This window comes from Bifidobacterium sp. WK041_4_12, assembly GCF_041080795.1.
In the GTDB taxonomy this organism is placed as follows: Bacteria; Actinomycetota; Actinomycetes; order Actinomycetales; family Bifidobacteriaceae; genus Bombiscardovia; species Bombiscardovia aquikefiricola.
The window spans coordinates 299,592-313,895 of the sequence record NZ_CP129674.1 but is presented as its reverse complement, the minus strand read 5'-3'; the positions used below and the strand labels follow the sequence as shown (position 1 = coordinate 313,895).

Genomic DNA, 14,304 nt, shown 5'->3' with positions numbered 1-14,304 from the left:
TCATAGGCAATCGAATCAACGCTCTTGTTGATTCGTGCGGCAGGACGATGATCGAGCTGATCCAGCTCGGCAGGTGTGGGAGGAAGCCCACGATTCATCTCCCCCGCCTGTGGTGATAGCGCGCGGTCTCAGGAAGATGCTTCTCCGTTTTAAGGCGACTGGTTTCCACTCTGAGTTCCTGATGTATGTCACTGGCAGTCTTCTTCGACTTGGGTTTCGAGCCACCCTCGGCCTGCTCACTATGAGCGTTCACCAGGTTGCGCAGCACGCTGGTGCCAGAAATCAGATACGGGTCAATGTCACTCATAGGCTGCTATGCATGGCATACCGTTGGTTCAACCGGTCGAGCAAACCCTGCAAGTCGATGGATCCATCCACATAGTCTTGCGCGTCTCGACGGAAGGCGTCGGTGACACGCCCTCCTTCAAGCTCGGCGGAATGCATGCCATCACGCAACGCTAATGCCCGTCGTGTCCGCTCATCCATTGCACCCTCCTTTGCCCGTACCTTCCATTATCCCACAATCTGCGATGTTTTCACCTTGCCGGACACTGGGTGAGCAGGCTTACGGTCTGTATTTTCTCTGTTTGGCTCATGGTGAGCTGATACTTGTGCTTGATGTAGACACGTTTCGCCATGTAGTCGCAATGCCAGGAATTGTTCGCAGGCAGCCATACCGGGCTGCTCGACGCATCCCAGTCCATGCCCGCACCCTTCGCCTCGTTGCTGTCCTCGTCCGAAGCCTGCAACACTTGCGGGTCGCTGCAGTAGGAGATACGCTTCTCCGCCCTGGACGACTGCTGCCACAGGCCGGACGCCCAGGCATCCTGCACGGTCACAACATGATCGACCTGCACAGCATGCCCGTCTTCTCGCTCATTCCCTGACGGAACCGTCGTCGTCGGGATGCGTGACGGTTTCTCCCGCAGCATCCGGCTGAGCTACGAGCTTGAGCCTGTTCAGGGTGGGCAGCACCTGTTGATAGCTCCCAGCGGCGCTGACGGTGAGCCCGTCCATGACGATGATCTCATCGGCACGTTCCAGCACCGTGGCGTTCAGCCGGTGGGTGATGTACACGAATCCAGGGATCGCGCGGAAGATGGTGGCCTCGACCTGTCCGGCGTTGCGATTGTCAAGTCCGGTCGTCAGCTCGTCGAACACGCAGAAGCGCCGCCCCCGCACCAGCATGCGGGCCAGCAGGATGCGCTGGCGCTCCCCTCCCGACATGGTGCGCAGCCGGTCATCGAGCACGTAGTCCAGACCCTGCTCGCGCACCCATCCGCCGATGGAGGCGGCGTCGCACGCATCAAGGATCGCGCGGTCATCGACCGTGTCATCCATCAGACGCACATTCTCACGAATCGACGCGTGAAAAATATGACTCGACTGCGACAGCAGGCCGACCCGATCAATCAGCCTGTCAGCCGGAATGTCCCTCACTGAATGCCCGTCGACCAGAATCTCGCCCGTATAATCGCTGTCCAAACCAAATAGCGGGCGAATCAGCGACGACTTGCCCGCGCCACTCGGGCCAACAACCAGATACCGTTTGCTCGTGTCCAACGATAGAGAAAATGGCGTCCGAACATGAGCATCATCAGCATGAAACGCCACATTTCGATAGGCAATTGAACGTAGACTGGAGCGTTCAACAGACGCCATACCCCGTCGCGAATCATCTGATCGTGCATCAATGGCCGTCTTCGGCCCCTGAGCATCCCGCCGCACATCGCTGACCAACTGCGCCCGATGAGCCGTATCAGGAATCGTTTCATTGATCTTGCGCAGCACGGCACGCCCCGCATTGAACTGCGAGAACAACCCCGACATGTAAAACAACGGAACCGAAATATTACCAATCAGACTAAAGAACGCCACCACCTGAGCAACGCTCATGCTACCTCGCATAATCAGCAGACCACCGATAATCCACACGCCAAAAATCAACACATTCGTCATGAAATTATTCGCCGAATCCGCGGCCTTCTGCACCGTCGCATCATGATCGGACGCCTCACGCCACCGCCCATTCAATCCAGCGAAACGACGCTGCGCCTGCACACTCCTGCCAGCCAAACGCCAATCACTGACCCCATGCAACAAATCACCAGTCACCGTATTCAACGCGTCAACACCGGCAGCCACCCTCGTGCGCGCCTTGACCACGAAACGCTTCGACACCACAGGCACCAGCGACATCGGAACGCATAGCAGCAATGCCACCACGCCCAGCGTGGGATTGATCGCCAGCACCGCCACCACCGAAAACACCAGCTGGAACAGCAGATACGCACCCCACAGCACCACATCGATCAGATCACGCTTCACACTGTCAATCTGCGCGGTCAACGTGGAAAAATACAAGTCAGGAGACGTATCCACCGCATCCTTTAACGGCATCGCCGCGACCCGATGAAACAGACGCTCCCGCAACTGCGCCACCACCGCATTCGCAAAATGCTCCGTGAACAGCTGCTGCCACAGATACACGCCACCATGCGCAATCGCATACACCACCGCGAACATTGCAATCAGCCTGAAACGAGACCAGTCAGACGCCTCGACACTCGCAATGATGGCCTTGACCACAAACGAATCACCAACCACGAACGCAGCCAATACCGCACTCAACGCCACAAAAACACACGCTCTACCACGCGAAACCCTCAAAATCCCCACCATCCGACCCCTGCTCTCGAATACACCGACTACCCTACCGCCACAAACCGTTACAAACCAACGGAATCAGGCTCATGCAACGGACGCTCCACCATGCGTTTCGTCATCCACTGCCAGATTCGACTGTTACAGTATCCACGTGCCCCATACCCGACTGGAATGTCACAGTGAAGAAAATTGTCAATCTGCTGAGCGATCAAGCACCAAGAGAACTACACATGCGCTACGGAATCTTGCCTAACGTGTGCTGGAACAAGACTTCATCAGCAACCATATGCTTGCCGCTGCGATAGTTATAGTCCTGACCGGGATAATAAAATTCAGGGTGACTTCCGCTACAAATCGGGCGAGGGCAGGATACTGGGTGAAAACGATTGACGATACCCTGGCTGAGACAGCAGGTCGAAAAACGATTCCTGCCGCTCTGCACTGGTGTCTCCGTTCAAAGAGCCGGACACGCGTTCCCGGTTCATTTCGAGAACCTCGGTCTTCAGAGACATCTCGACCAGACGTTCAAGGAGAGCGTCCCGCACCTCATCCAGGACAGCCGCCGCGTCGCCTATGAAATCCATCCGTTCCAGGCAGGCTCCCAGCTTATCAGTCGCATAATCCGCAAACGGAGTGAGAAGCCTCCCGAAACCATCATCCGTGCAGGTTTCCCCGACTGCATCCCGTTTTTGCTTCCGACCGTCCAGCACTGAATGCAGCAGCTGAAGCCACTGCGGTGAATTCGATCCAACTCCCCCAGCACCCAGTAAAGGAACCGTCTCCGTGACACTCACCCTGTACAGGTCATCATCATAGCCACGCAGTCTATTCATCTCGGCAAGATCATCTGACGTCAAGACACCCGGCAAATCAATCTTTGAAGATTCATCCTCAAGCATTTTGTCTGGAAGAGACATTTTTTCATGGCGGCATATCTTTCACCTATGGTAAGAGCACCGCTGAAATCAAGATCACGTTGCGCCATGAATTTCCCTCCACAAACGAGTCAGACAAGACCATCAGTCCAGGCCAGCCTTCTGCATGTCCACGACCGTGTTCGGATACATGCGATTGAGACGAATCACCGTCACCACCATGCCAGCAGCCGCAAGCAACAGGGGTAGTGCCACACACACGCCATACAACACCAATGTGCTGTTGATCTCACCCACAAACGCCAGTCCCATGAACAGCAGCATGATGATAATCTGCAGAAAATTCAGACTGTTCTGCTTGCCATGCGCCCGCTCGGGGACGGTACCCATGCAGAACGGCAGCAGAGACAGGGTGCCCACGGCCAGCATGGACACGCTGATCGCCACGCCAGGAATCACCCCCGCTGTGAGCACGCCCCCATACCACATGTACGCCAGATCCAGCAGCGAACCCGCAAGCGTGAACGCCAGAGGCAGCACCATCTTCGACAGCAGATACCGCCACATGCCCATGCCAGCCAGATGCACCGACACCACCACACCAGAAGCCACATCCTCCAACACCGCAGCCACCGCCAGAGACGCCGGAACATACGCCATATAGGAACCGCAGGCAACAAAAAACGCAGCCATAAGAAGTGGGGTGTCATGGCCAAAAGGAAACGCCACCGCGAACCCCGCCTGCACCATCATCACCAGAATCGGCACGGCCACGATCATGGCCCACCTCGTGGGCCTGTTATAGAAACGCCAGTCACGAAACACAATGGCCTTCATTGCAACACTTCCCCAGTATTGGACACTCTGCAAGAAATACGCCCCCAGTATAACCCCGCCACTGCCAGCACCAGCACCAGGACCAGCACCAGGACCAGCACCAGGACCGAAGCATCAACCCACAAGAAAACCAAGGGCAGGCACGCAGCGTAAAAGGAAGCATGCCAAGAGCGATGCTCATCGCAATCAAAGCCGTGAAAGATGCCAGCAGAATGCAACACGCATACAGACGTAATCACTATTCATCGCAGAAACCTCCTTTTATAAGCGTCACAATATCCATGTCGCTTTGTGCGATGGGGCGACCGGCACTATTCATTGCCTTGCTGAGAATTGAGCAGGATGGTACTGGAATCTTTGCGTGCGATCACCTTCGTGCATGGCGGAACGATCTGACGGCAATGCCTTATCACCCGCACCATCGCCCGATGTATCAGCGGATAGGCGTTCGTTCCTTTCTTTCTTGCCGGTTTCCGCATGAACACAAAGTTTCTCGATCCCGGGAACAGACACGCGTCTTACAAAACATCTTCCAGAATCAGAAACAATCTTCATGAGAATGAGAAGGTTCCTGAGCCTATGTTTAACATGTTATGTAGGGAGGGAAATGTGATCAGGGAAAGACGGGGCTCTCGCAGGGCCATTGTAATTGCTCTCATACTAGTGATCGCCTTATTTTCCGGTGCGATGCTGTATCCAAAGGTATATGAGAAAATGACCGGATACACACTTTTCCAGCCTGCAGTTGATACCGCGCATACTGATATAAAAATACCTGGCTCCTCTTTATTCAGTCAGCGCGTTTTGAAACAGGGAGCCAGGCATATCGAAAATGATGTGTCATTCATGCGAGGTTGCGCGATTACCCATATCAGTTATTCCGGAGACGGCTCCTACAATGGTCAATCTTTCGAAAGAGAGCAAATTTTGAATAGGTATGGAAGTGAGGCGCAGTTCCTTATGTCATACCGGTGCTATTCCTTCAACGAACAAACATCTTCAATGTCGCCAGCTGACACCTATGTGTACCTATTGACGTACAATCCACAAAAATCAGAGGACGGCACTGGCTGGGTCACTACCGAACATGGCAACGGATGAGCTTCCATTCGGAGTCCAGGCTTTCCAGTTTTTGGAAAGACCGTACCAGGTGATGTGTGGATGAGTCTTGACTGCGATGCTTACCTCCGTCTTGAGAGGGATGTTGTGCCTATTGTTTGTTTTTTGACTGATATAGCTGTTAAAAACAATTAACCCGCCTGGCGGGAAACTGCGGTTTGCCTAGGTAATTATCATCGAGTGGTCAATCGTGCCGTCGGAAGTCCAGTCCACATATATCAGGTCGCCCATGTCGGCGTAAATGTTGCTTTCGGAATGACATTATCGGAATTTCATATACCGATAATTGTAGTCGGCATTATTCCAAGTCCATGAAGGGTGGCCGGGGATGACGGCTGGGGTCCAATCGTTGAGCGATTTCGTATCGAATGGATTATCCTTCTGATGCCCTAGATCTCCGGCGAAAAGCGTCGCCATCACCAAACATGATCTGACAGGCCTCGTGAACGACGTTCAGGCATCCCGTGCCTGCAGAAGATGCGACATACGACGCGAATCGGCGGATCTGCAACGGCAGCCTGCACACGTATGTGTGATGTTGTGTGGACTACCCTGTGCCCGAGGTGGGCCACGCAAGCCCAATGGCTGTGTCATCCCACTGTTACAGTGAAACGCATGAGCACAACAGGCACAGGCACAAGCACAAGCACAAGCACAAGCCACGATATTGATATTGACTCGCTCACTCCAGAGGGAATGGCTCGCATTCCGAAAGACGAGTTCGCGTATCCGGGTCCAGTTCGCGACGCTCTGACCGCTTCGATTCTTGCAGGACGAAAAACCAGCACCGCCTGCCTGCACAGAGAATTCGAGATCCTCGACGAGAGGATCCCCAAGGCAGGTGACCTCAGAATGCTCATCGATTCACATGGCCAGGATATCGCAATACTGCGCTATACCTCCATCGAAAGCAAACGCTTCATCGACGTTGACGACCGCCACGCCATAGATGAGGGCGAGGGATACACGGATGCGGCAGGGTGGCGCAAGGCCCACGCAAATTTCTGGAATTCCACGGAATACCGCGAAGAATTCGGCCAGGATTTCACGATCAACGACGATACCCTGGTGACACTGGAACGCTTCGAAGTAGCCCGGCTGCTCTAGGCACCGTATGTTCTGCGGCAGCATCTATCAAAAATACGTTCGTTTACGAGACATGGAAACTACGCTCACGCATTGGCGCGGATGTCTTGACTAACATTCCCGCGAATCAGGTCCGCGCATCATGCAGGGTCGTTGGCATAGGCCAGGAGCCTTGATTGGATTGCAGGCATCAACCTGTGCATGATCAGGAGATTCGCATAGACGAAGAGCAGCACCACCGCCTGATAGGCGAGAAATGTCTCCAACGTCGCCTGTCCCATATGCCAGTATGAGATGATGAGCCAGATCATCACCGGCATCTCTATCGTGGCGGAGACCACGCCAGGCACATATGCCCTCATCTGCATGCACATGCGATAGTGCATGATGAAATGTGACGCGTATGCAATGCAGAATGCAAGATAGAGCGTGCTGTCGTTCGTTACGCTGCAGATGGCGGAAACAACGAGAAGAATCGTCATTTCTTCCAGAACTCCGCACGAGAACGCCTGCCCATTGGAGACTGCGCCGAAAAATGGCTTGCTCATGGTCGAAAGCATCCGACGGTGCCTTCTCTTCCAAATCGGCATCGCTATCATCTCTTCGAAATCGTGCAGTATGAACAGAATCGGCAGCATCCAGTAGCTTAGGAACATTTCCATGTCCACTCCTTAATAGGTTACATATGTTACCTATTTACTGTATGATCGATTCCGGCAATCAGACGATGGCAGTTACAGATTTGTGCTTCTGTAACCTTTTGGAAGAGGCAGGATTGATGAATTCGACGGCGATGAGATCCAGAAGCATGATAGTGGCTGCGCTGCTCTGCAAGCTGAGGACGAGCAGCTTCAACGAGATCACGATATCCGAGATCGCCGCCTCGGCTGGCGTGTCGAGGAAAACGTTCTACAAGAACTTTCATGGCAAGCAAGATGTGATAGACGAGTACATCTGTGAACTGGTGGATCAGTACCTGGCTCAGGCGAAACAACTCGGGTTCGTGGATTTCAGAGATCTTCTCATTCACTATTTCAAGTTCTGGAACGCATCTGCGCCCACGCTGAGAGTATTGCAGCGCAACAACCTCCTGGGCTCAGTGCTCGACGTTCAGACCAGACAACTCATCGAACTGTTGCCATTGCAGCCTCTTCCTTGGCATGACGGCGAGCTTGGCGACGAAAAGCACATCGACCTGCTGATGATCGGCGGCTTATGGAACATCCTTCGCTTCCATCTGCAGCATGGAGACGCAATCAAACCTGCAGCACTCAGCGATGAGATCATCGCCTCGTTGTCCTTGAGAACTGCCGTCGCACTTCCCGCTCGGCAACGCGATGAGTAGTGACCACCGCCCGCATCGTATGAGAACGATACGGGCATTAGACAGGTACGAATACGAACGGCGATCGTTCAACCGTCCGAGCACATGTTTTTCATATGACTGATGTTGTAATTGAAGGCGAAGGCTGGCGATTAGAATGGCGGGCCAACACACGGCGTGGAGCGGCCCAACATCCTTTCCATAGACAGAGATGAGCTATAACCTATTACATAAAGTATTTATACTTTATGTAATAGAATAAAATTTGTCAATTCACCGGCGTTTTGCCTAGAACACATTGGCAATACTGTCATGATTGTATGATTGATAAAGTATTTATACTTTATCAATACTTTATTTGTTTGTCAACTTCCAGAAATGCGATACCGTCGAGGAATGGTCATGCCGTACGTGTTCTACAAGAAGGTCAAGGCGAAGGACATTCCTGCCGCAGTGATGTCAGAGAGTAGCGTCTTCAACAACGTGCTGGTGCCAGCTTCAATCAGGAAAGTTTACAGTGCCCTTCGGGACCAGCGCTATCTTCTACAGCGAGTGTCTCTGTCGGAATTCACGAAGTACATTCTTTCTCCCGACGAGAATCTGTTTAGGGAACTGCATTTGGTCAGGAAATTCGATGGCAAGGAGGTTGTCAGGCTGATACCACGAAGCCAGCCGGTCTCACCCTATGCCATAGCTCTGTCCCTTTCCACCCATGCGTATGTCTCGCATTATTCCGCCCTGTATCTGCACGGGCTGACGCTGAATGTTCCCAAGCCCATCTGTGTCAAGAGCAGACGAACGAAGGCCAAGAATCCGCCGCACGAGCCGGGCGAGCTGACGCAGGAGCAGCTTGACTCGGCGTTCTCGCTTCCGGCGAGGATGACGAGGAACATCTACACCTTTGAGTATGAAGGCACCACGCACGAGGTCTATCTCCTGGAGAAGTCCGCCGAGGTTGACAACGGCATCACCAAGGTTCCCGCTCCCCACGCCCCCTCTGGGATAGCCGTGAGCGGCGTCGAGAAGACTCTTGTCGAATGCGCCGTCAAACCGGACTACGCGGGTGGGGCGGGCGAGGTGCTCGACGCGTTCCGCAGGGCAAGGGAAACACTGAAGATACTCAGGATGATGCAGCTGCTCAAGGCAGGCAACTACCTGTTTCCCTATGAAAAGAACATTCTGTTCTACATGGACAGGGCAGGATATTCCGAACGGCAGAAGAGCCTGGTCACAGAACGTTCGAGACCGGACAAGACCGGGTTCACCGCCTATCTGGAAAAGGACATGCATGGCAAGCTGCTCGACCCGGATATCGGAATCTACTACCCGCAAGGGATAGAATCCGAATGAACGAGGCCTGAAAGGCTGACAAAGGTCACCGCCAGCATCGCCGTCACTGAGAATGATCTGACAGGCCTCATAAACGATGTGAACACATACGAGGACCAGTATCGGAAAGAATACGACAACGTGAACGAAACCCTGGTCCCCGTCAAAGAGCGCATAGACTTCGCAGCAGCTAAAACCATGACACTGGATCTTCTCACACTCATACTCAATGAAATGTAGAAAAAGATTTTCTACATTTTACAAAGACGCATCGGCTTCTTGCTCTCGACAATCCAGATGCAGGCACTGTGATCCGCATAAGAGTTCAGAGCAACGTTCCAGATGGTTCGAGAAGGTAAGGCTAACAATTGAGTCCGCGAAAGAACGCCGGTCGTTGTATGTCCTTGGAGTTCACGTCTTTCGTGCCTTGTCCACGCATGACCGGATGAACCCGGTCTTCGCCTGCGTATAGGCATCTCGATTATGTTCGTACTTCACGAGCAGCCTTCGCTTGAGTTCGCCATACTGCGCCGCAGCATCGGAATGCCCCACCAAATAGTCACGGAAACGAAGCTCATCCCAATCTCCCTCCCTACGCACGTGCAAGTGGAAGACCTTTGCCGCGAAACCTTCAGGCGTATACCCCTTGTTGAGATCCAACTCCCCGCGCTCGGGACACTCCGCCATCAGCAGCCACCCATCCCCCTCAAGAACCCCCCTGACGTCAGCAATGTCAGCTGTCGGCCTCACTTGAAGCAGGATATCGACAATGGGCTTGGCGACCAGGCCGCTCACATAGGTGGAACCAATATGGTCAATGCGGGCGACATTCCCACCAAGAATTCTGACTAGGCTGCTACTTTCATCCTCATACCAGGCGCTCCACTGCGGGTCATGCTCTGAAAGCTGTATCGGGAAGAGCTGCCACAACTCTTCCACCGTCATATCCGAAAGAGACCTATTCATAGTTTCAGACGCTTCCTCTTCATGACTCTGATCAACGCTCCTACGACACACCATTGCACCGTCGTCCCACTGTCGCACCTACTGCAGAACTCCGAATATTCACAACAGCTGAACTTAACACAAACCCATTCGCTAACCCCACTCCAAAAATGTTCGTTGTATAAGTGTCACCGTCCTATTGCCTTGCAGGCGCGATCCGTTCATCCCAGAGATGCTTCATATATTCCCATGTAGCAATAGAGAAGAGCACCTCGAAGGCCATGAGAAAATCAGTATTTGTAATTCCCATTCCTTCTCCTTCTTCACGGTCCTTTCCATTGCACGGGAAGACCGCTGCATTGCCACAGGCAGTTTGCCCTTCACTGTCCATCACTCTAGGCAAGGGAATCAATGTGTCTTGTTAATTCGTGCACCAAGACGATGGTCGAGCTGATCCAGCTCGACAGGTCTGGGCGACAGCCCGGAACCAACGCCAATTCAATCCCTGATACTTCTGAACCATCTGCCAGGCAGTAGAGAATCTCAAAAGAGGCAGTAAAAGCGCATGTCCGAACCAGTCGAAACGGCTGTACGGCAACGAATCGCACACGGCCAGCGACCAGGACATCACCTGGTTCCGCCGTCAGCGAGGGAAGCATCCCAGACGCCCTCGCCACAGGCCACATACAGCATGCAGACAACACGGTAGACACTAGATATGGTGTCGGTGAAACGATAGCGTCTCCCTCACCGCTGCAATCCGGAATTATCTGCGCACGGTCATATACCGGTTCAGGGCATCGTGCTGGGTTACTCAGGATTCTCTGGGCTGCTCGGAATTCACTGTCTCTTTCGTTTCGGCCCGGCTGGGCATGCTTCTTGCGTGTTATTCGAGGAGGTTGGCGGTGGCTTCGGCGTTGTGGGACAGGTAGTAGGGCCGGATGGCGAGGATGAAGAGCGTGCCACCAGCCACGAATAGCAGCAGGATGCCGATGCCACCCGTGTACGGCAGGTTCGCCAGACTCCAGATCGGATCACCCACCACAACCCGACGGCCATCCTCACTCACATACGCCAGATTCGTGCCCTCGGTGCGATACGAGGCCAGCGTCACCTCGCTCGCGTCAGGATTCCACTCGGGCAATACATCCACCGTGAAGCCCGACACCTTGAAATAGCCAGACGGGGCCTCGGTCTCCCGGAACGAAAGCTCGCGAGCCTCCACGCCCTGCAGCACCAACGACCCATCCGTGTGCGAAACCACACTCTGCGTCGTGACAGCGTCGCCCCCGACCGCCAGACGATACACGCCATCGCCCACATCCACGAACTCGAGCGTCTCGCCGTCACGCGACACCTCGAACACCGCGCCAGCCAGACGCGTCGCAGGAGTGTCCTTGTCCACCTTCATCACATTCACCTGGAAGGAATACACGTTAGCGGTCGCGCTCTTCTGCTCAGTTGAACCGTCGCTCTTCGACCGCGTCAGGGTCACCATATTCTCATTCGCCTGAATCTCACCCGCACCAGCAGCACTCAACAGTGTCTTCGCGCCAGTATCCGCATCCACCACAGCCGCATACCGGATACGAACCAGGGAACCCGCAGGCACGTCCGCTCTGTTCGCCACATGGCCCGACACATCCTCCGCGAACAGGGCCTTCAACCCGGCCACCGTCAGCGCCTGACCAGTGACTCCTATTGACGAAGGCGGCAGACTGCCTGTCACCTCCGTATCCGGAGCAGGCACATCCATGAACACACGCACCTCCGACGGGTCAGGCAACACCAACCCCGCAGCGGCCATATCCACCACACCAAACTCATACGAGGCATACGACAGCGAGGAGAAGCCACTCAAATCAGGCACCTGCAACGCGACCTCGAACTCAACGCTCGCCCCCACGTCGAACCCATCCATGCCCGCATCGTTCACCACCCGCTTCGACACGTCCATGACGCTCGTCTTCAGACTCGCCACACCCAGGCGAGGCTTGCCACGCACCCCCGCGTCCACGAAGTCCACGAACTCGCCTTCCTCGCCCACATCCTCGTTGAACACCTTCGTGCCCACGATGATCGGCAAGCTCGCGCCACTGTCATCCACAACCAGATACAAGCCTGGACCAGACACCACCAACGTCTCCGGGCCACCAGACAAGCCGGACAGACTCCCCTGCACACCACCAAGACTGGCATCACCATCCGCCAACACCCTGTCCCGCAACGCCCGGGCGAACAACTGCAATCTGCCCGCAAACGGGCTAAACGCGCTCGTCGAATCATCACTCAGCGGATCCGTCGGATAGCCAAGCCAATGCGCCGCCACCCAGCCAGCCGGATTATCACCATCCACATGTACGCCACCAGCAACCCCAGCCGCAGCCAACACCGACGACCTCACCGGATCCGCAGGAGTCGACAGCTTCACCGAACGCAACGCACCAGTCTGCGTAAACGCGGTCTCGTCATACTCACCAATCCGATACGCCCGCAACGTACCCGCCGTGGTACCCGTCAACTCAATACCAAACGGCGGTGCCTGCCCCGTGACATTCCCCCCACGGATTGTCGTCTTCACCGGCTCCGTCGCCCTGTTCGTCAGACCCGCCGTAGCGCTCCCATCCTGCTGGCCCCACACATACAGGTCATAATCCTTGTTCTCGTCAGTCATCTGCGACTCGGGCAACAGCGCATTGCCACCACTGCTCGTCCTGCCCGACCCCAACACCTTGCCAGGCTGAGCAGGGTCGACAATCTTCCAACCCAGCTCCGAACCCAGATCGGAACTACCCGACAGGTTCAACGCGCGCGAACCCGCCCCACCCGTAACCGAAGCCGACCAGGCACTCAATCTCTTGCCCGGATCCACGAATGTCAAGCGCAGATCACCCGACGCGCTCTGGCTCTGATTGCTGCTGTCTGCCGACAGCAGCAGATTATCAAGATTCAGACGAAAAGCCTGTCGCAACCCGAAACCGGTGTCGTCCGTAACGTAATAGGCCGGGAGACCGTCGAACCACCCAACGAGCGCACGTTGCGCGTAGCTCCAGTAAGCAGAACGTAACCAAAAGCCAGAAACACCATTAGCACAAGCGCTCGAAGGACAAACAAGATTAGAGTCACGCGACCAGCCGCTCGTGTGGTTGAAATACTGCCTCACATCACCAATCGACAACGGAAACACCTTATACGAATTCACCGAATTCGACTGAGCAGTATAACTGCCAGACGAACACCCTGCAGACTGAGCAGCAGTGCACACACCCTCAACAGGAGCAGAACGCAACAAGGACTGCTCAAAACTCGAATAATTCGCCGCCCCCACCGCATCAGACACCAGAGCCAGATTCGACCTATACGAACCCGTCGCACTATCGAACGAATTACGATACGTACCGTTCGTATCAAACCTAAAACCGGCAGTCACCACATTATCGGCCCACAACAACGCCTCACCAGCAGCAACCGACGTCGTCGCCGACTTCGAATAATTCTGACCCGGACCGAAATCAGCATCAGGCACACTCGCCACGGCACCCTTAGCCAAGGTCTTATACCCACCAGACACTGTGCCACCGTTATACGTGCCTGAACTCCCCTGCTTGCCGAACACAATCCGACGCGTCGAAGCCCAACCAGCCGACGCGACCGGCTTATCTCCCGCGTTCAACGTACTGAAATAGCCATCAGGACCCAGCTCAACCGTATCCGCAGACGCACGCTCAACCGGTGAAAACACCAGCACACCAGACAGGAGCATGATGAATGACAGGACAAGGGCCGCGAAAGCGGAGATCCCTCGACCCGCTACGCCTGCCCAGAATGACGGCGAACAGGAACGACCGGCATGACCAAGGCGGACATGGCCGAAATGACGCGCGGACAGAGACACAGCTGCACGCGAAAGCGCTGAACCGACACGAGACCACAGCACACGAAACATACCCATGAGAACACCAACCATCGAAGCCGAAAACGGCACCCCCCCCCCGCGACCGCGATCAAAGCAACGAACGGTTCAGCGGAGAGAACATGCAATGAACATGACGAACAACATTTTACAATATGTAACGATTTATATTCTCACCGCAAAATCCCACTCACGAAAAAACAAATGTC

14 protein-coding genes are annotated in these 14,304 nt (G+C 54.7%); 4 read left to right on the top strand and 10 right to left on the bottom strand.

Annotated features, from left to right (window positions below; all coding sequences use genetic code 11):
- Positions 1 to 94: 94 nt before the first annotated feature.
- The 6 genes from QN215_RS01330 to QN215_RS01305 all read right to left on the bottom strand — a co-directional run bounded on the left by QN215_RS01330 (position 95) and on the right by QN215_RS01305 (position 4,367).
- Positions 95 to 307: a hypothetical protein gene (locus QN215_RS01330; protein WP_369344350.1), complete on the bottom strand. Its 213-nt coding sequence runs from the start codon at positions 305 to 307 to the stop codon at positions 95 to 97.
- Positions 304 to 486 carry a hypothetical protein gene (locus QN215_RS01325; protein WP_369344349.1) on the bottom strand — a complete coding sequence of 61 codons (183 nt, stop codon included), beginning with the start codon at positions 484 to 486 and terminating at the stop codon, positions 304 to 306. The genes QN215_RS01330 and QN215_RS01325 overlap by 4 nt, the downstream gene beginning before the upstream one ends.
- 50 nt (positions 487 to 536) lie before the next feature.
- Positions 537 to 857 carry a hypothetical protein gene (locus QN215_RS01320; protein ID WP_369344348.1) on the bottom strand — a complete coding sequence of 107 codons (321 nt, stop codon included), beginning with the start codon at positions 855 to 857 and terminating at the stop codon, positions 537 to 539.
- 19 nt (positions 858 to 876) lie between these two features.
- Entirely contained in the window at positions 877 to 2,682 is a 1,806-nt protein-coding gene (locus QN215_RS01315; protein ID WP_369344347.1) for an ATP-binding cassette domain-containing protein, read from the bottom strand.
- A gap of 332 nt (positions 2,683 to 3,014) precedes the next feature.
- Positions 3,015 to 3,584 carry a hypothetical protein gene (locus QN215_RS01310; RefSeq protein WP_369344346.1) on the bottom strand — a complete coding sequence of 190 codons (570 nt, stop codon included), beginning with the start codon at positions 3,582 to 3,584 and terminating at the stop codon, positions 3,015 to 3,017.
- Positions 3,585 to 3,686: 102 nt separating this feature from the next.
- Positions 3,687 to 4,367: a hypothetical protein gene (locus QN215_RS01305; RefSeq protein ID WP_369344345.1), complete on the bottom strand. Its 681-nt coding sequence runs from the start codon at positions 4,365 to 4,367 to the stop codon at positions 3,687 to 3,689.
- 621 nt (positions 4,368 to 4,988) lie between these two features.
- Between QN215_RS01305 and QN215_RS01300 the strand changes: the two genes are divergently transcribed.
- Together QN215_RS01300 and QN215_RS01295 are read left to right on the top strand one after the other, a co-directional pair.
- The gene (locus QN215_RS01300; RefSeq protein ID WP_369344344.1) at positions 4,989 to 5,480 is read left to right on the top strand and encodes a hypothetical protein; all 492 of its coding nucleotides are present in this window, start codon (positions 4,989 to 4,991) and stop codon (positions 5,478 to 5,480) included.
- Between the two features lie 633 nt (positions 5,481 to 6,113).
- Positions 6,114 to 6,605: an ASCH domain-containing protein gene (locus tag QN215_RS01295; protein ID WP_369344343.1), complete on the top strand. Its 492-nt coding sequence runs from the start codon at positions 6,114 to 6,116 to the stop codon at positions 6,603 to 6,605.
- Between the two features lie 119 nt (positions 6,606 to 6,724).
- Here the strand turns inward: QN215_RS01295 and QN215_RS01290 are convergent, their stop codons facing one another.
- Positions 6,725 to 7,246 (bottom strand): HXXEE domain-containing protein, encoded by a 522-nt coding sequence (locus tag QN215_RS01290; protein ID WP_369344342.1) that lies wholly within the window; start codon positions 7,244 to 7,246, stop codon positions 6,725 to 6,727.
- 131 nt (positions 7,247 to 7,377) lie between these two features.
- On the opposite strand from QN215_RS01290, the gene QN215_RS01285 reads away from it, so the two are divergent.
- Positions 7,378 to 7,929, top strand: coding sequence for a TetR/AcrR family transcriptional regulator (locus tag QN215_RS01285; RefSeq protein WP_369344341.1), 552 nt, complete (start codon positions 7,378 to 7,380; stop codon positions 7,927 to 7,929).
- A gap of 381 nt (positions 7,930 to 8,310) precedes the next feature.
- Positions 8,311 to 9,258, top strand: a complete 948-nt coding sequence (locus QN215_RS01280) for a hypothetical protein (RefSeq protein WP_369344340.1) — start codon at positions 8,311 to 8,313, stop codon at positions 9,256 to 9,258.
- A 390-nt stretch (positions 9,259 to 9,648) separates the two neighbouring features.
- Here the strand turns inward: QN215_RS01280 and QN215_RS01275 are convergent, their stop codons facing one another.
- The 3 genes from QN215_RS01275 to QN215_RS01265 all read right to left on the bottom strand — a co-directional run bounded on the left by QN215_RS01275 (position 9,649) and on the right by QN215_RS01265 (position 14,134).
- Positions 9,649 to 10,182, bottom strand: coding sequence for a GrpB family protein (locus QN215_RS01275; RefSeq protein WP_369344339.1), 534 nt, complete (start codon positions 10,180 to 10,182; stop codon positions 9,649 to 9,651).
- Positions 10,183 to 10,378: 196 nt separating this feature from the next.
- Positions 10,379 to 10,573: a hypothetical protein gene (locus QN215_RS01270; RefSeq protein WP_369344338.1), complete on the bottom strand. Its 195-nt coding sequence runs from the start codon at positions 10,571 to 10,573 to the stop codon at positions 10,379 to 10,381.
- A 495-nt stretch (positions 10,574 to 11,068) separates the two neighbouring features.
- Positions 11,069 to 14,134: a SpaA isopeptide-forming pilin-related protein gene (locus QN215_RS01265; RefSeq protein ID WP_369344337.1), complete on the bottom strand. Its 3,066-nt coding sequence runs from the start codon at positions 14,132 to 14,134 to the stop codon at positions 11,069 to 11,071.
- Positions 14,135 to 14,304 lie beyond the last annotated feature (170 nt).